This is a genomic window from Streptomyces krungchingensis, from assembly GCF_054729265.1.
The window spans coordinates 245561-265767 of record NZ_JBPUKY010000001.1 but is presented as its reverse complement, the minus strand read 5'-3'; the positions used below and the strand labels follow the sequence as shown (position 1 = coordinate 265767).

Sequence of the window (20207 nt, the reverse complement as noted above, 5' to 3'; positions counted from 1 at the left end):
GCCTCGCCTCTGCAGCGCTGAGAACAATCGTGCGACGTGGACGTACGCACGGGGAAAGGAGGGTGGTCTAGAAGCTGATCATTACTTTCACGACGTCTTCGAGCTTCTTGTCCGCGACCTCGAAGGCTCGTTCCATGTCATTGAAGTGGAACTCGTGCGTCGTCAGGTGGGTCGGGTCGATGCGCTGTGTCTGCAGTACCTGCAGAAGCCGTTCCATGCGCAGTCTCCCGCCCGGGCAGAGACCTGTTGTGATCGTCTTGTCGGCCATGCCGACGCCCCATTCGACGCGCGGGATGCGGACGAATTCCCCTTCGCCGAAGTAGCCGGTGTTGGAGATGGTTCCTCCGGGCTTGGTGATCTTGACTGCGCTCTGGAAGGTCACGTCCGCACCGAGTGCCTCGATGGCGGTGTCGACTCCCTGTCCTTGGGTCAGTTCAAGGATCCGCTCGACGACATCCTCGCTCGTGAAGTCGATGATCTCGTCCGCGCCATAGGTCCGGGCGAGCTTCTGCCGGCTGGGGACCGATTCGACGCCGATGACGAGACCGGCGCCTCGCAGCCTGGCCCCTGCGGTCGCCATGAGGCCTACCGGCCCCTGCGCCAGAACGGCGACGGTCCCGCCCATGGGGATGTTTCCGTTCTCGGCGCCCATGAATCCGGTGGAGATCATGTCGGCGCAATAGACAGCCGCTGAGTCAGGGATCGAGTCGGGGATTTCGGCAAGGTTGGCATCGGCGTCGTTCACATGGAAATACTCGGCAAAGACCCCGTCCTTGGAGTTGGCGAATTTGAAGCCGCCGAGCGGCCCGCCGGACTGTGAGGGGTAGCCGTTCTGGGAAGCGAGGTCGCCCCAGTCGGGAGTGATGGCACCGACCAGCACACGGTCCCCGGGCTGGAAGTCCTTCACCTCGCTGCCCACAGAGTCCACGACGCCCACCGCTTCATGGCCCAGCGTCAGGTCCTCCCGAGGCCCGATGCCGCCTTGGACGGTATGGGAGTCGGAGGTGCAGATGAGGGCTCGGGTCGTCCGCACGAGGGCATCATTTGGACCCAACCGCGGAACGGGTTTCTCCATGAAATCCACCCGCCCGATTTCCTTCATCACAAAGGCTTTCAACTGATGCGCCCCTCCTGTCGATGCGCCGCCACCCGAAATGGTGTGCCGCTCTTGCTCACACATTTCCGCGAATCGTGGCAGATGACGATTCAGCCACTCCGGGGGTGATGCTTTTCGGTGAAAACAGGGAGCCGCCCGGCGCAGCCCCCATCCGGACCTGTCGGACTGGGCACACCGGGAGATCGGCGCGAGGCTTGAGGTCAAGCCCAAGTGGACGCGGCCCGCGTACCGGCGCGGTCGTCCCCACCATCACGTCGAGGAGAAACCATGGCTGACCGGCCTGAGGCAAAGGACCGCATCGTGGTCGGAGTGGACGGCTCGGACTCATCGAAGCGGGCCCTTCGCTGGGCGGTGCGTCAGGCGGAGCTCACCGACGGTGTGGTGGAGGCGGTGACTGCCTGGGATTTTCCGCAATTCCACGGGGCGCTCGGGTGGCTGCCCCCTTCGAGTAGCGATGAAGCCGCCCTGGAAGGCCGGGCGCGAAAAGAACTCAGAGAAACTGTCGAGGAAATCGTGGGATCGCAGCCAACGGTGGAGGTGCGAAGCGACGTGCGCTACGGCACGCCCGCCAGCGTGCTGCTCCATGCGGCTCGGGAAGCGGACCTGCTCGTCGTCGGCAGCCGAGGTCTCGGTGGATTCTCAGGACTGCTGCTGGGATCCGTGGCCCAGCACTGCACGCAGCACGCCGCCTGCCCGGTCGTCGTGATCCGTGGCGAAGTCGGCAGTGAGGCCGGCGACGGCGGCGAGTGACGGACGGGGCCCCGTGGCCCTGTGTCCCCGCGCAGTCGGCGCGGTTCGCGACCCACCGCCGGTCGTCCGGGACACATTCGAGGCTCGCCTGCCGGAGCACCGCGAACCGCCGCACCCGGACGCAACCCGATGAGCGGTTCGTGGCCCGCACCTGGGTCCGACGTCGTCAGACAAAGATGATGTTGGACGCCGCCGGGACGGGCAGCGAGCCGGCGCGGTGCGGGATGCCCGCCGGCCCTTCGACGTCGAACCATGTGACATCACCCGAACGCTCGTTCGCCGCATAGAGGTGGGTGCCTGCCGGATCCAGCACCAGGTCGCGTGGCCAGCGGCCCCCGCAGGACACCGACGCAACCACCACTGCCTCTTCGCCGGTCCCGTCGAGCGCGAGGACCACGATGATGTCGGGGCCGCGTACGGCCGCCCACAGGTGCCGGCCATCGCGTGAGACGACCGGAGCGGACGGGGAGACGAGACCTGGGACGCCATCGGGAAACAGCGGAGTCTCTCCCGTCGGATCGAGCGTTCCGGCCGCCGCGTCCCAGCGGCACACGGTGACGGTGGGCCGGAGCTCACCGAGCACATATGCGTGGCGACCCGACGGGTGGAACGCAAGGTGTCGTGGGCCGGTACCGGGTGGCAGCGAAGTCTCGCCGTGCAGCGTCAGCCGGCCCGCTGCCGCGTCCAAAGAACAGATCCGCACCGAGTCGGTGCCGAGGTCGACGCTCAGTACCCAGCGCCCTGTGGGGTCCGGGAGCACTTGATGGGCGTGCGCGTCCCGCTGGCGCTCAGGGTGTGGGCCTGTGCCCTCGTGACGCAGCACGCTGCTCGGAGGCCGCAGGGTGCCGTCGGCGGCGAGCGGCAGCACCGAGATGCTGCCGCCCCCGTAGTTCGCGGTCAGCAGGTGACCATGCGTGATCGTCAGATGGGTCGGGTCGTCGCCGCAGACCGGTACGGGTGCCCCGAGCGGCCGGGGTCGGGGACCGGCGATGTCAAAGGCGGCGACCGCCCCCGGTACGGTTTCGGACACGGCGTAGAGAACCGGGCCGGTCCGGGTGTGACGGACGGCGAGGTACGAGGGGTCGCTGACGGCGTCGACGGTGCTGGTCGCGGTCAGCGCTCCGGTGTGCGGGTCCGCTTCGGCCGCGACGATCCCTCGACCGCCGGCCGAGGTGAACGACCCGATGAAGGCCCGCCTCGCACCCTTGTCAGCCACAGCGTCCTCCGCCCTGTGTGCACACGGTCCGACGCTAGCAAGCGGTGTCGTCGCCGCTCAGCCACGCCGCGCGGGCGTCGTACGAGTGCGGCGGTGCAGGCGGCGTGGTGCCCCTCGGCGGCGTGGTGCCCCTCGGTTCGCTGGAAACGCCCGCTGCTCATGGCCAGGACGCAGGCCGGGCCGTGTGTGCCCTCACGTACGGGGATGGTCCAGCGGTGATCGCCGCGGTCGGCGCGTGCGCCGTCTGCTCCTCGCTCGCGCGAGGATGTCCCGTGGCCTTGGAGGCGGATCACTGTCTGTTCCACCTTGTTGCGTGGCTGTCAGAGCTCTTTGGCCGGCCAGTCCAGCAGCCGGGCGCCGATCACCGCGGTCTGGAGCATGTACCGGTGGGCCGGATCAGCGGGGTCGGCGCCGGTGAGTTGGTGGATGCGTTCCAGCCGGTAGGTCAGGGCTCGCACGCTGAGGGAGAGGCGGCGCGCGGCCTCGGCGGCGACGCATCCGCAGTCGAAGTACGCGGTGAGGGTGTCGAGGAGGGGCTGGGCGCCGACGCGCGCCCGGGTGAGCGGGCCGAGGGTGTCCAGGATGAGGTCGGCCATCGCTTGGCGGTCGCGGGTGAGGACGGGATAGACGAGGAGGTCGGCGGCGCGCAGGACGGGGCCGTCGAGGTCGAGGCGTTCGCCGAGTTCGAGGGTGTTGAGCGCCTCGTTGTAGGACTGGACGACGCCGCCCGGGCCGGGCTGAGGGCGGCCGATGGCTACTCTGCCGCCGTCGGTGGCGGCGTGGGCCTGCTTGGCGAAGTGGGCGAGGGCGTCGTCCTGGTGGCCGGGGGCGATGCACAGCAGGCGGCCGTCCTTGGTGGTGAGCAGGACACTGTGGTTGCCGAAGCGGGCGATGAGTGCCTGCTCCACCTGGCGGGGGACCGGGTCGCCCTCGTCGTAGGCGGCGGGGCCCTGGGCGACGGCCACGGCGTGTGCGTGGGACAGGCGCAGACCGAAGCGTTCGGCGCGCTCGGCCAGTCGGCCGAGGTCGCTGCGGCCGTAGAGGAGGTCGTCGATGAACTCGCGGCGGGCGGCTTCTTCCTGGCGTACGGCGAGGCGTTGGGCGCGCTCGTAGCCTTCGGCGACGGCATCGACGACCTGCTGTACGGCGGCCAGTGCGTCCTCGGCCGAGCCGGGGCTGGCGGGCCAGGCCGTGCGGGCGGCGGTGAGGTGCGCGCTGACCAGGGCGCGTAGGCCGTGCCCGGATTCGGCGGCCTGCTCGCCCAGCGCGCGGCGCGTGAGCAGTTCGTCTCGGGTCAGGCGCCGGCCAGTGGCCGATATCTCGGCCAGGATGCGGGCATAGCCGTCCAGATACTGCTCGGGAATCTCCCGCTCCGTCACGCCGGCCCCCGCATTCTTGACGCCCCGGTGACGGTTCCTTGACGGCCACCGGCAGGCAGACCCTAGTGAACACTGCCGGGAACCGGCAATGCGCGGGCGGGGCCCGGTCGGAAAGCATGGCTCGCGGGGAGCACGACGGGGGGTCCCGGTGCCGGACACCGGCAGGTGTCCGGCACCGGAACCGAAGGGGATCCGTGCATCGCCGGACACGCCTTGCGGCGCGGTGCAATGGGGAGAGGGGGCCCGGGAGATGCAGGCAGTTCTGGTAGCCGCCACGGGACTGCCCACCATCCTCCTGAGCGCGGCCCTCGTCGTGGTCGTCTGCTTCTGGCTCCTGGCCGCCCTGGGCATCGCCGGCGTCGACTGCTTCGACACGGACGTGGATCTGCGGACATGGCAACTGGGCGGGGTGCCCGTGACGGTCGCGCTTTCTCTCCTGACGGTCCTTGCCTGGTTCTTGAGCGTCGGGGCGGTCGTGATGCTCGCCGACTTCGCCCCATCGAGTCCTGCCATCGGGCTGCTGCGCCTCGTCGCGCCGGCGGGTGCCCTGCTCGTGGCCTGGTCCACGACCCGCCGGATCGTACGGCCGTTGCACCGCCTCTTCCCCGATGAACCCGGGCCGTCCGCGCCGAGCACGGCCCGCACGGGCGCTGCCGCGTTCGAGACGCGGGACCGCGCTGCCTGAGCCGCGCCGTCGCTCGAACTCGCCTCGGGCGTCTCCTGCTTCCGCTCAGCCTTACACGTGAAGGACGTATGTCATGGCGCCCGTGACCGTCGGCATCGGCGCACTCGTGGCCGAGTTGCGCGGCCCACTCACGGCCGAACAGGCCACCCGCTGGGCAGAGGTGAAAGCCGCGTACGTCCGGACACAGGCCCTCGGCGGTCCGGAGGACGGCCAGCTCGCCCGAGCGGTCGGTGCCCTCGCTCTCCTCGCCGAACGGATCGCGGCCGTCGAGTCGGCGATCAGCCGCGCCGCCGGCCCTGGCCATCTCGTGACCGACCGCACGGCCCGCACGCGGCGCGTCCTGCCACCTGAAGGAGGAACGGGCGCCGCTCAGGCTCTGTCCGATGAATGGTCGCCCGTGCCCGGCTCGCAGGGGTGCCCGCACCCAAACGAAACCAGGCAGTGGCAGGCCAAGGGGCGGAGTCTGACCCGATGTTGCTGCAGTGAGGAGGGCTTCACGCACTGTCGCCCGTCTCGCGGGCCTGGCGGGAGCGGATCAGTTCGAGGCCGATCGGCACGAGCGAGACCACGACGATCACGGCGATGATCGGCAGGAGGTAACGGTCGACGTCGGGCACCGAAGCGCCCAGGCCGTAACCGGCGAGGACCAGGCCGACCGTCCACACCAGACCCCCGAGGATCTGCGACAGTGCGAACGTGCGCGCCGGAACGGCCAAGATGCCGGCCAAAGGGTTGAGCACGGTGCGCACGATCGGCAGGAACCGGGCCAGCACGATCGCCTTGCCGTGACCGTATCGGTGCAGGATGTCCCCGGCACGGTCGGCGCCTTCCTTGATCTTGCGGGACTTCGTGCTGGCCAGGAACGCCGGCCCCGCCTTACGGCCCAGCAGGTATCCGGTCTGTGCGCCGGCGAGGGCCCCGGCTGCCGCGGCCACGAGGACCCAGGGCAGAGACAGGTGACCGGGCTGCGTCGCCGAGCCGGCGCACAACAGCCCGGCGGTGAACAGCAGGGAGTCGCCCGGCAGGAAGAAGCCGATGAGGAGACCGGTCTCGGCGAAGAGGACGACGGCGATGCCGAGGGTGCCGAAGGAGGCGAGCAACGACTGTGCGTCGAGAAGGTTCACGGCGAGGTGTACCTGCGATGCCGCTTGGTGCGCGAGTGTCATGGACGAGCCTCTTCGTGATGCCGGTAGGGGCCAGGCGGACCGGAACGCTCGAAGGCGTGCTCGTTCCGTGCGTATCTATGTCTACAAGACAGTAGTCGGTCTACTTCACTGTAGACGATGGCGAGGCGGACGTAGCCCCATGACAGGCGCGCAGGGGGTGCGCCCGGACATCGCCCTGTACGCGATCACCGTGCTGCCTGCAGGTGTATGGAGGAACACGGCTGGTAGAAGGCGCTCGGAAGCAGTCAGGATGCGTTCAGGTGCGCGGTGGCACGGTCACCTGCCATGACATACGAGACGTTCGATTCCTCGGCGATAGCCAGTGCGGGAAGCCCGGTTGCAGGGTCGTCCGGTCACCGGCTGCGTCGGAAAAAGGTGCCCGAGGTCACCGTCTACTTCTGGGTGATCAAAGTACTGTGCACGACGGTCGGAGAGACCGCGGCAGACCTGTTGGCCGAGAAGGCCGGACTGGGCCTGACCGGTGTGTCGGTGCTGATGAGCGCGGTTCTGGCGGTGGTCCTGGTCGTCCAGTTCCGCACGAAGGCCTACCGGGCGGGCGTGTACTGGGCGGCCGTGGCGCTGATCAGCGTCGTCGGTACGCTGATCAGCGACAACCTCACCGACAACATGGGCGTGCCCCTGGAGACCAGCACCACGGTGTTCGCCGTGATCCTCGCGGTGGTCTTCGGGGTCTGGTACCGGCGTGAGCGGACGCTGTCCATCCATCACATCGACACCACCAGCCGCGAGTCCTTCTACTGGCTGGCCGTCCTGTTCACCTTCGCTCTGGGGACGGCGGCCGGTGACCTGGTCTCCGAGCGCATGGATCTCGGCTACTGGCTGTCCGCGGTGCTCTTCGCCCTGGCGATCGCCGCTGTGGCCGTCGCGCACTTCGCCCTGGGCCTCAACGCGGTGTGGAGTTTCTGGATCGCCTACATCCTGACCCGCCCGCTCGGTGCCTCGATCGGTGACTACCTGTCCCAGCCGTCCGCGGACGGTGGTTTGGGCCTGGGCACCGTGGTGACCAGCGTGCTGTTCCTGGCAGTCATCCTTGCCCTGGTGGTGTACCTGGCAGTTTCCCGCAAGGACGTCACCGATCCGGAGTCAGGAGTCCGGCAGGTGGCCTGACCCTCCGGCAGGCATTCAGGCCGCGTTCAGGCTCGTCGTGCCACGGTCGACATGTCGGCTGCCGTCCGCGGTCGGCTCATCGGAGCAGAGCGCTCGCCCGCGTCCCGGGGCGGGCGCTCTGTCGTTCGGCACGATCAGGAGCACCACGATGGAGAAACCAGAGGTCCTCAACGGCGTCGACGCGGCGAGCATGTCGACCACCGCGGTGATGAAGAAACTGCCAGAGGTCACACTGGCCTTCTGGATCATGAAGATCGCCGCGACGACGCTCGGCGAGACGGCGGGCGACCTCTTCGCGCAGACCCTGAAACTCGGCTACTTCCTCACCACGATCGCGCTCTTCGCGATCTTTGTGGTGACCCTGGTCGTCCAGCTGCGGTCTCGGCGCTACAACCCGTTCTTCTATTGGACCGTGATCCTGTCGACCAGCATGGCCGGCACCACCATGTCCGACTTCATGAACCGCGACGCCAGTGCCAGATACCTCTCCGACGGCGCCACTTCGCTCGGCTGGGGCCCACAGGGTCTCGGCCTGGGATACCCGGCCGGAGCGGCCATCCTGATCTCGATCCTCCTGGCCGTCTTCGTCGCCTGGAAACTGAGCGGGATGACATTCCAGATCCGTGACATCGTCAGTTTCCGCGGCGAGGCCCTGTTCTGGTCCGCGATCCTGGTGTCCAACACGCTCGGCACCTCGATGGGCGACTTCCTGTCCGACAGCTCCGGCCTCGGCTACGCAGGGGGCGCGCTGCTCGTGACCGCCGTACTCGCTCTGCTCCTCGCACTGATGAAGGTGCCCGCGGTGCCGAACGTGCTTCTGTTCTGGATCGCCTTCGTCCTCACCCGTCCCCTCGGCGCGACGGCGGGAGACTTCCTCACGAAGCCGGTCGCCAAGGGCGGTCTGGACCTCGGGACCGCGGGTGCGTCGGCGGTCCTCGTCGCCGTCCTGTTCGGCCTGATGGTCTTTGCCCAGGCGCAGGAGCGCAGGGGCAGCACCGCATCGGCCACGAAACGGGAGCAGGTCAGCCGCCGGCGGGCAGGCTGACCGTGAATCTGGCCCCGGACGCGTAGGCGTCGTCGTAAAGGACCTCGCCGCCGACGGCACGGGCCAGGCGCCGCGCGAGCGGAAGTCCCAGCCCCGCCCCGTCGTGCCCGTCGTCGGCCTCGGCGCGTTGCCCCGGCCGGAACAACTCGCCGACGAACGCCTCCGGCACGCCCGGACCGTCGTCGACGACGTCGATGTCCACTGCGCCGGGCATGGTCCGCGCGGACACGGTCACGGTGGACTCGGCGTAGCGGGCGGCATTGGCCAGCAGGGGACTGAGGATCCGTTCGAGCAGAGCGGGCGCGACCGCCGCCCGCAGAACCGGAACCTCGGTCTCCAGCGTGGTCTTCAGCGGCTCCGGAGCCTCGGTGTCCTGGAGCAGGCGCTGCAGGACGGGTACGACGTCGGTGGTGCCGGGAACCGTCGCCGGGTTCAGGGCACTCTCGCGGGCGTCGTCGAGCAGGGTGTCGCAGATCGTGCGCATGGACCGCGCGGCCTCGGCCATCACCACGTGGGCCGCGCGGATCTCACCGGCGGAGCGGGGCCGGGCCTGCAGCCAGTCGAGCTCGATGACGATCCGGGTGAGCGGGGTGCGCAGCTCGTGGGACAACTCCCCGGTCAGCTGCTGCTCGTGCCGCAGCACGGTGCGTATGCGGTCCAGGAGTGCGTCCAGCGAGGTGCCCAGATCGGTGAGTTCGGCCGGCTGACGCGCGGCGCCGAAACGGGCGTCCGAGCCCACGGCACTCCACTGGGCGGCCTGAACGGTCATGGTCCGTACGGGGCGCAGGGCCCTGCCGACCGACAGACGGGTGAGCACGTACGTGCACCCGAGCATCACGGCGTCCAGGACCAGGGAGCCCAGCAGCAGCGTGTCGGCGGAACTCCGGTACGGGCCGAGATCCAGGGCGGTGACGACAGCGGCGTCATGGTGGCCGGCCACGGCCAGCGCGCACAGCCGGATGGGCTGACGGTCCTGGACCGTCGTACAGGCGTACCGGCGCTGCGCGACCAGCCGGTCCGCGGCCTCGGCCAGCGGACTGCCGGCCGCCGCGGAGGGAGGCTTCTCCAGCAGTCGCCCGCTTGCGTAGACCCACACGTTCGCGTCGAGGAGCCGGTCGTTGGCGGTCTCCAGGACCCGCACCCGGTTGCCGCTGGTGTCGACGGTGGTGGCCACCGCGTCCGCGCGGGTGTGCAGTTCGCTGTCCGCCTGGTGTTGCAGGTGCCGGTCCATCACCACGTTGAACACCACGGTCAAGACCGTCATCAGCAGTGCGGCGGTGGTCAGCGCCACCAGGGAGAGTCGGCCACGCAAGGTGCGGGGGACCAGGCGGCGCAGGGGCCCGCTCATGACAGACGGTGTCCGATCCCGCGGGCTGTGCCGAGGCTCAGGCCGCTGCCCGCCTCGCGCAGCTTGCGGCGCAGCCGGGTCAGGTACTGGTCCAGGGTGTTGTCACTGACCTGTGCGCCGTCCGGCCAGCCGGCGCGGACCAGGTCGATACGGCGCACGATCCCACCGTCCGCGGCAACGAGCGTGGCCAGGACCCGGAATTCGGTCGGGGACAGGGCGACCGGCGCGCCCTGAGCCGTCATGGTGTGGTCCACGGCATCCAGGACCAGGTCACCGGACGAGGCCACGGACCGTGGAGCGGATCTCTTCAGCGCGGCTCTCAGCCGGGCAGCGAGTTCGGCGAGGTGGAAGGGCTTGGGCAGGTAGTCGTCGCCTCCCGCGGAGAACCCCGACAACCGGTCGGTGAGCTGGTGGCGGGCGGTCAGGAAGATCACGGGGCCTGGGAAGCCGTTGGCCCGCATCGCCTGGCACACGTCCCGGCCATCTGCGTCGGGCAGTCCGATGTCCAGGACCGCCGCCGAGACGGCCCCGGTCGCCAGCCGCAGGGCCATCGCCCCGTCGGGGGCGAGCACGGGATCGAAGTCGTCGGACAGCCCACGGCGCAGCGCGTCCCGCAGCGCATGGTCGTCCTCAACGATCAGGATCTTGGAGCGCATGGGATTCTCCCTCGGCCGGGCGGGGAGTCGTGCCCGCGATGAACGATCCGTGCGGCCACCGGGTCGACGCCCACAGCACATGCCGAGCCGGCCGATGGCGACGAGCCGGCCTGGGACGACATCGGCGGACCAGTGCACCCCGAGAAGGCCGCGGCTCAGGGCCACCAGCGCGCACGCGGGGCTGTGGCCCGAGAGAAACGACCCGCCGCCGGAGGCGTGTGTGGCCCAGTCCGTGTGCGGCGGCCGGGCCCGGTGTGGCCATACGGTCAGAACCCTTTCCTGCGGACGACCTGAACAGGTTGAACAGGACGACACGACCGACTACAGAGAAGTAGACCGTCTACTGCACTGTAGACGATAAGGGTGCCAAGAGCGTTCCCGAACGAGCGTGTTTCGAGGCGTGCCGACGCATTGGCCGGCTTCGTGCAGGCGGTGCCCGCGGGTGTCGCACCTGCCGGTTCCTCGACGAGAGGCCTCGCCCGGTCCAGGGGCCAGGCGTGCCGCGCCGTCGCCTCCGCCGGCAGGCTCCGCTCCAGGGCGGACGGCGGGTCGGGCACGGTTCATTCGCCCGCGACGCCCTCGGCCTCCCAGCGCAGCAGGTCGCCCGGCTGGCACTCGAGCACCTCGCAGAGTGCGGCGAGCGTCGCGAAGCGCACTGCCTTGGCGCGGCCGTTCTTGAGTACTGCCAGGTTGGCGGGTGTGATCCCTATGCGGTCCGCGAGCTCTCCCACGGACATCTTGCGCTTGGCCAGCATCACGTCGATGTCGACGGCGATCGGCATCAGATCACCTCGTCCAACTCGGCCTGCATCTGCGCCGCTTCGACATCGCGCGCGACGGCCTGGGTGAGCAGCATCCGCAGCACGTGCACGATGAGTGCGACCCCCAGGATGGCCACGCCGACCCCGCCCATGATGACGGTGACGCCCGGGTCGTCCCGCTGGCCCGGGGCGTTGAGGGCCGTGACCGCGAACCATACGAGGGCAGCCGCCACGATCGCGCCGATCATCCCGTCCACGTACCGGAAGGCGGCGTGGGAGAACACGGTTCCGCGTCGCACCATGGTCACCAGCCGCCATACGCAGACCAGAGCGACCTGGGCCGACGCCATGCCCAGAATCGTGCACACGCGCAACGGGGTCAGTGGCAGTGACCCGTCCTCCGGGTCGTTCCCGCTGACCAATGTCCACACCATCATCGCCTGTACGAACACGGTGCCGGCGAGCACCACCACGAGCACGGCGCGCAGCGCACGCACGGTCAGTTTTCCCATGACCCACCCTTCCAATGAGTTGCGATAGAAATCTATCGAATTTCGATAGGTGGGGCAAGGGGGTGGAACGGAGGGTGGGGGGCGGCTTCGCACTTGGTGGGACGCCGCGCGCCGTCTCACGGCATGGCGTTCACGCGAACCGTCGGCTCTCGTGGGACGCCGTTGTGGTGGGGGAGTGGTCGTTGGGCGGCAGACGCAGGGCGAGCAGGGCGATGTCGTCGGTGTTGTCGGAGGCAAGACCGGTCAGGAGTTCCGCGCAGAAGGTCTCCGGGGTTTCGCGGGCGAGGGCCGCAGCGTGTTGGCGCAGGCGGGTGAAGCCGCGGTCGATGGACTCGCCGCGGCGTTCGATGAGTCCGTCGGTGTAGAGGAGAACGGTCGACTGGGCGGGTAGGGGCGCGGTCGCGCTGGTGCGGGGCAGGTCGGTGCTGGCGCCGAGCATGTGTCCGTGGCCGTCGTCCAGGTAGCGGGTGTCGCCGTCCTTGGTGACGAGCAGGGGAGCGGGATGGCCGGCGCTGGAGTGTTCGAGTTCCCAGGGTCCGTTCTCGGGACCGTGGACGAGGGCGTAGAGGCACGTGGCGGTGGCGTCGGGGTACAGGGTGTGCTGAGCGACGTCCAGGCGTTGAAGGATCCTGTGGGGAGATTCCTGGCGGTCGCAGGCGATGCCGCGGAGCATGTTGCGCAGCTTGCTCATGGTGACGGCCGCCTGGAGATCGTGGCCGGTCACGTCGCCGATGATCAGGGTGGTGTCGCCGTTGGGCAGCAGGAAGCTGTCGTACCAGTCCCCGCCGACCTGCGCGCCGCTGGCGGAGGGGGAGTAGCGGGCGGCCATGGTCAGTGCGCCGCCGTGAGGCAGGGGAGGCAGGAGCGAGCGTTGCAGCCGCTCGGCGATGTGCTGGGTCTCGCGGTGCAGACGGGCATTGTCGATGGCGAGGCCGACGCGGTGGACGATGTCGTCGACCAACCGCACGTCGTCGGCAACGAGCAGCGGATGATCGCCGCATCGTGTGACGGTCAGGGCGCCGAGTACCTCCCGACGGGCCCAGAGCGGGGCGATGATGGCGCTGACCGCGTCCCGCCGGGCGTATCCCAGTTCCTCGGCGGTGTCCCATGGGTCGCGGTGCGGAGCCGACTTTTGAAGATCGGCACGGGTCAGGAGCAGCGGGCCCGCGCCGCGCAGGACACGGGCCAGTGGGCCGGTGGCCGTCTCCGGCAGAGTGGTTCGCTCCTCCGTCAGCAATGCGGAGGCGGTCTCGGTCCGCGTCGCGCAGATGCGATGGACCTCGTCGTCGCCCGCCAGCCGGTCGATGGCACACCAGTCTCCGACGCGGCGCGCCAGGATCGTGCAGACCCGACGCAGCCCCTCGCTCGCATCCATGGTCTCGGCCAGGGCGGAGTTGATGTCCGCCAGCACCGTCAGCCGGGTCAGCGCCAGCTCAAGCATCTGATCAACGTCGTAGCCTTCCACGGAGGGTGCCTTCCCGAATCGATAGCCGCGCGATCGTCATCGGGTGCGGATGCCATCACCTGGGCTACGCACGGCATGCGAGGCGCGTGCCGGCCGACCGGCCCGGCTGTGCGACCCGCATGGCCGGAGCGCCTTCGTGCGGACGGCGGGTCAGCCCAGCGACTCGCCGAACTCGGCCTGATGGTTGGGCAGTCCGGCCGTGGTGGCCTCGAACGAGAACGACCCGTTCGCGGGGATCCCGCCGGAGCCCGCCGCGAACGCCCACACCGAAGCGCTGGAGGCGTTCTCGTCCGGGTCGCCGACGACCAGCCCGGCCTTGTGGTCGGCATTGGTGTCGACCAGCACGGTCGCAAGGCCGAACCGGTCGCCCTTCTCCGCGGTGCCGGGCACCCCGCTGGTGTGTCCTGACGTGGTGGGACGGAAGGGTGAGAGGCGGTTCAGCCGGCGAACACGGAACCGAGCCCGGCGCCCTTCGCGACCGTGCCGAGGGTGCGGGCGGTGACCGCGTAGGAGCCTCGGGCAGTCGTTCGGCCCGGGAACACCCAGAACGCGCCCGCGCCGGCGTCCTCCCCTGGCGCACCGACCACCGGCTCGGCCCTGCCGTCGCCGTTGCCGTCCGCCAGGTAGGTGGTGGAACCGAAGGCGTCCCCCGACTCGGCGGTCCCCGGCACGCCCGTGCCGTCCTGGCTGAACACCTTGGTGCCGGCGCCGGTCACCCCCGAACGGCCGCCCGGTACGACGGCGAAGGTGCCGGCGTTCCGCACCCGGCCGAAGTCCTCGTACGGGATGCCCGCGACGATGTCCGCACAGCCGTCGCCGTCGACGTCCCGGACAGAAACGGACCGGCCGAACTCGTCCCCGGCCTCCTGGCTGCCCGGCACCCCCGGCGTGTCCTGGGTGATCACCTGAGGAGCGCCGGGCACGAGGCCCCGGAGGCCGGAGTAGACGATCCGCAGGTACGCCCCGCCGACGACGAGATCCGCCCGGTGGTCACCGTTGAGATCGCCGAGCGCCACGGTGTCGGCGGGCGGCCCGGTCAGGTCCGACAGCCGCACGGGGGCCCGCAGGCCGTCGCGGCCGCCCCGCGCGTAGTACACGTAGGTGCCGTAGTTGCCCTCGTCGTCCGGGTCGTACGTCCGCGCCAGCGTCACGATGTCGTCGACGCCGTCACCGTCGGTGTCCCCGACCGCCGCTGCGACCGTGTTCAGGTCGCCGTCGCTGAAGTCCGCGCCTTCCTGAGTGTTCGCCGGGCGGCCGTCGCGCCCGAACGGGCCGAACAGCACACGGCCGTTGTGCGCCAGGTCCTGGTGCCCGTCGCCGTCGAAGTCACCGGACACGGTCCGATAGGCCTGCCCGATACCGCTGCCCTCGGCGGGCAGCAGCGTGCCGGAGCCGACGCCCCTCGCACCGCCCCACAGCACCGTCCGGCTGCCCTGCCGGCCGATGCCGTCCTGGCTCCAGCGCTCGTTCCCGGCATCGACGAGCAGATCGGCGTACCCGTCGCCGTCCAGGTCAGCCGTGGTGAGCCGGCTGCCGAACAAGTCGCCCTGCTCGACCGCGCCGGGGACGCCCGCGGACGCCTGCGAGTAAACCTTCTTCGCCGAAAGCCCCGCGGCGGACCCGTACAACACCGCCACATAGCCCGCGCGAGCCTTGCCCCCCACGGTGGCGTACGGCGCGCCGACGGCAAGGTCCTCGTAGCCGTCACCGTTGAAGTCGGCACGCAACTCGTGGGCGGCCCGCTGGGGAGCGGCACTCGCCGCGAAGGTCAGTGCCGGCAGGGCTCCGGCGGCCACGGCGACAGCGGTGGCCGTCGCGAGAGTACGCGTGCGGAAGGGACGAGACGGGGAGGACACATCGGCTCCGGAAGTCGTGGAGACAGAGGAGTGCGGCGTGACGAGGCTCAAGATCCCCTCCACGCCGCACAGTTCGACTCACCCGAGCGGGACGGGGTTGCCCTGGAAGAGGTCCAGATTTCTCACTCCGTTCACCAAGACCACCTGTGAACGCGGGAAGACCTCACTCGAACGGGGCGACATGGTCATACCCACGCAACGCGTGACCTTGCTCGGCGCGCGTGTCCCGTCGCCACTGCACCGCGGGGCACGGCGAGTTGACGCCTCCGGGGCGTTCGGCACCGGAGGCGGAGCTCGGTCAGGAGTCCGAGAGGCGTGGATCAACCGTGTGCGACCGCTGGGGTGTTGCTCCTGACCGTCCGGCAGTCGTGAGGGGCCGCACGAGCACTGGCGCGCGACTCGGTATGAAGGTGCCGACACCTCTGGGCCGGCACGAGTCGATCAATACAGTCACCTTGGATGAGTCAGTACGGCAGCACACGTCCCGACGGCGTCCTGCGGTCGATCGGCATCTCGCGTGGAGCGGCGGGCCGGCGGTTGACGCGAATCCGGATCTGACGGTTCATGACGCCTCCTCATGACTGATGAGCCCAGCGTCCTCGTCGACGCGCTTGGACGCATCGTGCCCACGGATGCGGCTCTTACCCTCCGAGCAGGATTTTTTCGGCACCCACCCTCGTCCCTGAGAAGGACAACAAGGCCCGGTGTCGTTCGGATCCGTTCGGATCAGGCGCCCGCGGACCCGCACTGATCCGATCGTCATTCCCGCCCGAGCAGGATCGCGTCGTCCGCCATGGCGGCAGCCTCAAAAAGCTGAGCAGACGCCACCCGTCCGGGCGTCGATGTCGGCGCCGTCCCGGAACGCCCTCGCGCTGCCACCGGCCGTCGGTGGTGCGACCGCCGTGATGGTGGGCACCGAAGAGACCCGGAACGCCCGCGCCCGGCGTCGGGGTTCCACCCGGTTGCACCGTCCCGCGGTACGGTCCAGCAGGACCTCGGTAGCATTCTGCAGGCGGGCAGCGGCCCGAGCACCATCTCTGGAGTTGAATCGGCCGATGGACATGTCCTCCCGAGAGATCCGCATACCACTCAGCGAGGCCGTCGAAGTACTGCACGACCTGAACGAGTTCGTCGTTTCCCTCGACCGACTCGGATCCCGTCAGGCATCCGGAACTGCCGACGAGTGCACCGTCGGCAAGTTCATTGCGGACTGGGATGTCGCTCGTCGACTGGCCCGCGCCCGACGGGTCATCAGCGTCGCGCTGGATGCGCAACTGAGCCAGGAGGACAACGCCGAGATCGACGCCCTGTGCGACCGAGGGCGCTTCTACGGCACCGGAGCATCTCCGGAGTAACGCCCCCTGGCGAGTGAGGGGCTTTCAACACCACGCATCACCGCGTCCAGCCCCGCTTGGATGAGCCGGTGCGACTCGACGTGTTGACCGAATGCCCTGGCACGCCCGATGTGACTGAGCTGCTTGAGGGCGTCATCGTGGGTCATCGGACTGTTTTGCAGTAGGCGACGAGGAGGAAGGGGCTCTCACGCCCGCCGACGCTGCTGCACCATGTTTTGTCTTGGCCGACTCCGGATCTGCTACGAGCTCTGCTCCAACCCCGTGGCCGAGCGTGAGGTGCCTGTCTCTTCCCGGTCTTCTGACGTGTCGAAGGTGTCGCGGGCGCGTTCGATGGCGGGCAGGTGTTCTGCGGCCCATGCCAGCAGTACGTCCACGGGGTGCCTGAGGGTCTTGCCCAGCGGTGTGATGCGGTACCTGATCGCGACCGGGCGTGTGGAGATGACTTCGCGCTCGATCACTCCGTTGCGCTCGAGTCGTCGAAGTGTTGCCGTCAGCGACTTCTGGGTGACTTCGGGGATGGCCCGGCGCAGTTCGTTGAAGCGGCAGGGGCGTTCGCAGAGCTCGTTGAGGACGCTGAGGGACCACTTGTCGAGCACCTGGTCGAGCAGTTCGCGGTGCGGGGCGGGGGTGCGGAGTTCGTCGTCGGTATCCATGGCGAAACCTGGTGTCGTTGAAGTGTCTTCTTCCTACTAGGTAGCGTACAGATACCTTTCTTGAGCAGGAGGAACAACCATGACCGTCAAGCACTTCACGCCGGAGGGCATGCTGCAGCCCACCCCCTACCACCACGTCGCCGTGGGCACCGGGTCCAAGCACATACACGTCAGCGGGCAGGTCGCACGCAACGCCGACGGGACGCCGGTGGCAGTGGGCGACCTTGCCGGCCAGGTCGCCCAGGCGCTGCGTAATACCGCCCTCGGACTGCGAGGAGCGGGCGCGACGTTCGCGGATGTACTGCGCCTGACCTTCTACGTGACGAAGTGGAGCCCGGAGAAGATCGACGACTTCATGACCGGAGTGGAGACAGTCGCCGACGAGATCGGGCTTCGACTTCCCATGCCACCGGCGTCCCTCATCGGAGTCGACCACCTCTTCGAGCCGGATGTGCTCGTCGAGGTCGAAGCCACCGCGGTGCTCGACTGACCCGACGCACGCCTCAGGGCCTCGTGTCGCCGCTGTCAGACCGACTGTCCCGGCGACGTCGTCAGCAACGGCAGGCCCAGACGATCGCTGAGCTCGTGCACGTCGACGCCGAAGGTCTGCCGCACGCTCACACCGTGCGCGGTGATGTCGAACACCGCCAGGTCCGTGTAGACGCGGTTCACGCAGGCGAGCCCGGTGAGCGGGTAGCCGCACTCGGACACCAGCTTGGGTGTTCCGTCGCGGGTGAACAGGTTCATCATCACGAAGACCTTCTTCGCGCCGATCGCCAGGTCCATGGCTCCGCCCACCGCGGGGATGGCGTCGGGTGCGCCGGTGTGCCAGTTGGCGAGGTCGCCTTGTGCGGAGACCTGGAACGCGCCGAGTACGCAGAAGTCCAGGTGGCCGCCGCGCATCATCGCGAAGGAGTCGGCGTGGTGGAAGTAGGCGGCGCCGGGCAGTTCGGTGACGGGGACCTTGCCCGCGTTGGTCAGGTCCGGGTCGACCTGGTCCTCCCCGGCGGCGGGTCCCATGTTCAGCATGCCGTTCTCGGTGTGGAGGACGACGCCGGAGGTGGGGGAGAGGTGGTCGGCGACCAGGGTGGGCTGGCCGATGCCGAGATTGACGAAGGAGCCGTGCGGGATGTCGCGAGCGATCAGCGCCGCGATGTCGTGCTTGCTCAGCGGGCCCTGTCCGGGCGTCTGTGAAGGTGTCTGGTTCATACGTGATCAACCACCTGGACGACTCGGTCGACGTAGATGCCGGGCGTGACGACGGTCTCGGGGTCGATCGCGCCGGTCTCGACGATCTCCTGGACCTGGGCGATGACCGTGGTAGCCGCGGTGGCCATGACGGGGCCGAAGTTCCGGGCGGTCTTGCGGTAGACGAGGTTGCCCATACGGTCGGATCGGTGGGCGCCGATCAGCGCGACGTCCCCGCTGATGGGGTACTCCAGCACGTGGGTGCGGCCGTTGATCTCGCGTACCTCCTTGCCTTCGGCCAGCAGTGTGCCGGCGCCGGTGGGGCAGAAGAAGGCGCCGATGCCGGCTCCGGCCGCCCTGAGGCGTTCCGCGAGATTTCCCTGGGGGACGACCTCGAGTTCGATCTTTCCTGCCCGGTAGAGATTGTCGAACACCCACGAGTCGGCCTGGCGGGGGAAGGAGCAGATCACCTTGCGGACCCGTCCCTTGGCGAGCAGCGCGGCCAGGCCGGTGTCGCCGTTGCCGGCGTTGTTGGAGACGACGGTGAGGTCGGTGGCCCCCTGGCGTATCAGGGCGTCGATCAGTGCGACGGGCATGCCGGCCATGCCGAAGCCTCCGACGAGCACCGTCGAGCCGTCCTGGATGCCGGTGACCGCCTCGTCCACGTCGGTGTACAGCTGCGCGGTCATCGGCTGTTCCCGGTGACGTTCTCCAGGACGACAGCCAGTGCCTGGCCGACGCCGATGCAGATGGCGGCGACACCCCACCGCTGTCCGGACTCCTGCAGACGGCGGCTGAGGGTGCCCAGCAGCCTGCCGCCGGAAGCGCCCAGGGGGTGGCCGAGGGCGATGGCGCCGCCCTTCGCGTTGACGACCTGCGGATCGATGTCCCAGGCGTCCACGCAGGCCAGTGCCTGCACCGCGTAGGCCTCGTTGAGTTCGACGGCGGCGACGTCCGACCAGGAGATGCCGGCGCGTTTCAGGGCCCGGTTCGCCGCCTCGACGGGGGCGAAGCCGAACATCTGCGGATCCAGCGCGGAGACGCCGCGGCCCGCGATGCGGGCGAGGGGATCGCTGCCGATGCGCACCGCGGCGGCCTCCGAGCCGATGAGCACCGCCGAGGCGCCGTCGTTGAGCGGGGAGGCGTTGCCGGCCGTGATGAGGCCGTCGGTGCGGAAGGCCGGTTTGAGTGCGGCGAGCTTCTCCATGCTGGTTCCGGGGCGGATTCCCTCGTCCCGATGGAGAGCGGTGCCGTCTTCCTGTGGGACGGGGACGACCAGGTCGTCGTAGAAGCCCGCGTTCCAGGCCTCGTCGGCGAGGCGGTGGGAGCGGAGGGCGAATGCGTCCTGGCGCTCCCGGGAGATCGCGAAACGGTCGGCCAGCTGCTCGTTGGCCTCACCCAGCGAGACCGTCCACTCCTTGGGCATGCGCTCGTTGACCAGGCGCCATCCGAGCGTGGTCGACACCGCGGTGGTGTTCCCGACCGGGTAGGCGCGCTCGGGCTTGGGCAGCACCCAGGGAGCCCGGGTCATCGATTCGACTCCGCCCGTCAGGACGATGTCCGCGTCGCCGGTCTCGATGGCGCGCGAGGCGATGAGGGCGGCGTCCAGGGACGATCCGCACAGGCGATTGACGGTCGTGGCGGGCACCGAGGTGGGGAGTCCGGCGAGGAGGACGGCCATCCTGCCGACATTGCGGTTGTCCTCACCGGCGCCGTTGGCGTTGCCCCAGACGACGTCACCGATCTCTTCGGGATCCAGGGCCGGAGTCCTGGCCAGAGTTCCGTTGATGATGTGTGCGGCGAGGTCGTCGGGCCGGATGTGGGCGAGAGCGCCCGAGTACCGGCCGAAGGGGGTCCGTGCCGCCGAATAGAGATAGCTGTCGTTCACACCGTCACCGTAGGAGCCCGTCGGACGGCCCGTCCAAGA

At 69.3% G+C, this 20207-nt stretch carries 21 protein-coding genes; 6 read left to right on the top strand and 15 right to left on the bottom strand.

All coding sequences use genetic code 11. The annotated features are described in order from the left end of the window. Window positions 1-67 precede the first annotated feature (67 nt). Window positions 68-1180 (bottom strand): NAD(P)-dependent alcohol dehydrogenase, encoded by a 1113-nt coding sequence (locus ACSYGO_RS01275; RefSeq protein WP_460385482.1) that lies wholly within the window; start codon window positions 1178-1180, stop codon window positions 68-70. A gap of 204 nt (window positions 1181-1384) precedes the next feature. Between ACSYGO_RS01275 and ACSYGO_RS01270 the strand changes: the two genes are divergently transcribed. Further along, window positions 1385-1867: a universal stress protein gene (locus tag ACSYGO_RS01270; RefSeq protein WP_460385481.1), complete on the top strand. Its 483-nt coding sequence runs from the start codon at window positions 1385-1387 to the stop codon at window positions 1865-1867. A gap of 166 nt (window positions 1868-2033) precedes the next feature. On the opposite strand, the gene ACSYGO_RS01265 is transcribed toward ACSYGO_RS01270, so the two are convergent. Both ACSYGO_RS01265 and ACSYGO_RS01260 read right to left on the bottom strand, forming a co-directional pair. Next, window positions 2034-3083, bottom strand: a complete 1050-nt coding sequence (locus tag ACSYGO_RS01265; protein ID WP_460385480.1) for a lactonase family protein — start codon at window positions 3081-3083, stop codon at window positions 2034-2036. 320 nt (window positions 3084-3403) lie between these two features. Beyond that, the gene (locus tag ACSYGO_RS01260; protein ID WP_426679531.1) at window positions 3404-4462 is read right to left on the bottom strand and encodes a PucR family transcriptional regulator; all 1059 of its coding nucleotides are present in this window, start codon (window positions 4460-4462) and stop codon (window positions 3404-3406) included. Window positions 4463-4712: 250 nt separating this feature from the next. Between ACSYGO_RS01260 and ACSYGO_RS01255 the strand changes: the two genes are divergently transcribed. Beyond that, window positions 4713-5147, top strand: coding sequence for a hypothetical protein (locus ACSYGO_RS01255; RefSeq protein WP_460385479.1), 435 nt, complete (start codon window positions 4713-4715; stop codon window positions 5145-5147). A gap of 494 nt (window positions 5148-5641) precedes the next feature. On the opposite strand, the gene ACSYGO_RS01250 is transcribed toward ACSYGO_RS01255, so the two are convergent. Continuing rightward, a complete protein-coding gene (locus ACSYGO_RS01250) occupies window positions 5642-6313 on the bottom strand; it encodes a DedA family protein (RefSeq protein ID WP_432176983.1) in 672 nt (223 codons plus the stop codon). 285 nt (window positions 6314-6598) lie between these two features. Between ACSYGO_RS01250 and ACSYGO_RS01245 the strand changes: the two genes are divergently transcribed. Together ACSYGO_RS01245 and ACSYGO_RS01240 are read left to right on the top strand one after the other, a co-directional pair. Then, the gene (locus ACSYGO_RS01245; protein ID WP_460385478.1) at window positions 6599-7441 is read left to right on the top strand and encodes a COG4705 family protein; all 843 of its coding nucleotides are present in this window, start codon (window positions 6599-6601) and stop codon (window positions 7439-7441) included. 148 nt (window positions 7442-7589) lie between these two features. Continuing rightward, on the top strand, window positions 7590-8486 hold the full coding sequence (locus tag ACSYGO_RS01240) for a COG4705 family protein (protein WP_460385477.1): 897 nt from the start codon (window positions 7590-7592) through the stop codon (window positions 8484-8486). On the opposite strand, the gene ACSYGO_RS01235 is transcribed toward ACSYGO_RS01240, so the two are convergent. From ACSYGO_RS01235 to ACSYGO_RS01205, 7 genes are all read right to left on the bottom strand, one after another. After that, window positions 8464-9834 carry a sensor histidine kinase gene (locus ACSYGO_RS01235; protein WP_460385476.1) on the bottom strand — a complete coding sequence of 457 codons (1371 nt, stop codon included), beginning with the start codon at window positions 9832-9834 and terminating at the stop codon, window positions 8464-8466. The two genes, ACSYGO_RS01240 and ACSYGO_RS01235, sit on opposite strands and share 23 nt — an antisense overlap. Beyond that, window positions 9831-10490: a response regulator transcription factor gene (locus ACSYGO_RS01230; RefSeq protein ID WP_426679537.1), complete on the bottom strand. Its 660-nt coding sequence runs from the start codon at window positions 10488-10490 to the stop codon at window positions 9831-9833. The genes ACSYGO_RS01235 and ACSYGO_RS01230 overlap by 4 nt, the downstream gene beginning before the upstream one ends. Window positions 10491-11050: 560 nt before the next feature. Then, window positions 11051-11272 carry a helix-turn-helix domain-containing protein gene (locus ACSYGO_RS01225; RefSeq protein WP_426679538.1) on the bottom strand — a complete coding sequence of 74 codons (222 nt, stop codon included), beginning with the start codon at window positions 11270-11272 and terminating at the stop codon, window positions 11051-11053. Continuing rightward, window positions 11272-11763 carry a DUF2975 domain-containing protein gene (locus ACSYGO_RS01220; RefSeq protein ID WP_432176988.1) on the bottom strand — a complete coding sequence of 164 codons (492 nt, stop codon included), beginning with the start codon at window positions 11761-11763 and terminating at the stop codon, window positions 11272-11274. Before ACSYGO_RS01220 ends, ACSYGO_RS01225 begins: the two co-directional genes overlap by 1 nt. Window positions 11764-11893: 130 nt before the next feature. Further along, a complete protein-coding gene (locus ACSYGO_RS01215) occupies window positions 11894-13204 on the bottom strand; it encodes a PP2C family protein-serine/threonine phosphatase (RefSeq protein WP_460385473.1) in 1311 nt (436 codons plus the stop codon). 174 nt (window positions 13205-13378) lie between these two features. Continuing rightward, window positions 13379-13618, bottom strand: coding sequence for a hypothetical protein (locus ACSYGO_RS01210; protein ID WP_460385471.1), 240 nt, complete (start codon window positions 13616-13618; stop codon window positions 13379-13381). Window positions 13619-13665: 47 nt separating this feature from the next. Further along, entirely contained in the window at window positions 13666-15024 is a 1359-nt protein-coding gene (locus ACSYGO_RS01205) for a VCBS repeat-containing protein (protein WP_460385470.1), read from the bottom strand. Window positions 15025-16139: 1115 nt separating this feature from the next. On the opposite strand from ACSYGO_RS01205, the gene ACSYGO_RS01200 reads away from it, so the two are divergent. Then, the gene (locus ACSYGO_RS01200) at window positions 16140-16439 is read left to right on the top strand and encodes a hypothetical protein (protein ID WP_426679543.1); all 300 of its coding nucleotides are present in this window, start codon (window positions 16140-16142) and stop codon (window positions 16437-16439) included. 239 nt (window positions 16440-16678) lie between these two features. Here the strand turns inward: ACSYGO_RS01200 and ACSYGO_RS01195 are convergent, their stop codons facing one another. Continuing rightward, on the bottom strand, window positions 16679-17092 hold the full coding sequence (locus tag ACSYGO_RS01195) for a winged helix-turn-helix transcriptional regulator (RefSeq protein ID WP_460385469.1): 414 nt from the start codon (window positions 17090-17092) through the stop codon (window positions 16679-16681). 79 nt (window positions 17093-17171) lie between these two features. On the opposite strand from ACSYGO_RS01195, the gene ACSYGO_RS01190 reads away from it, so the two are divergent. Then, window positions 17172-17582, top strand: coding sequence for a RidA family protein (locus tag ACSYGO_RS01190; protein WP_435220290.1), 411 nt, complete (start codon window positions 17172-17174; stop codon window positions 17580-17582). Between the two features lie 35 nt (window positions 17583-17617). Here the strand turns inward: ACSYGO_RS01190 and ACSYGO_RS01185 are convergent, their stop codons facing one another. The 3 genes from ACSYGO_RS01185 to ACSYGO_RS01175 are packed head-to-tail and all read right to left on the bottom strand — an operon-like array spanning window position 17618 to window position 20168. Then, a complete protein-coding gene (locus ACSYGO_RS01185; protein ID WP_460385468.1) occupies window positions 17618-18301 on the bottom strand; it encodes a 3-oxoacid CoA-transferase subunit B in 684 nt (227 codons plus the stop codon). Next, window positions 18298-18969, bottom strand: a complete 672-nt coding sequence (locus tag ACSYGO_RS01180; RefSeq protein ID WP_460385467.1) for a 3-oxoacid CoA-transferase subunit A — start codon at window positions 18967-18969, stop codon at window positions 18298-18300. Before ACSYGO_RS01180 ends, ACSYGO_RS01185 begins: the two co-directional genes overlap by 4 nt. Then, window positions 18966-20168 (bottom strand): thiolase family protein, encoded by a 1203-nt coding sequence (locus ACSYGO_RS01175; protein ID WP_432176995.1) that lies wholly within the window; start codon window positions 20166-20168, stop codon window positions 18966-18968. Before ACSYGO_RS01175 ends, ACSYGO_RS01180 begins: the two co-directional genes overlap by 4 nt. Window positions 20169-20207: the final 39 nt, after the last annotated feature.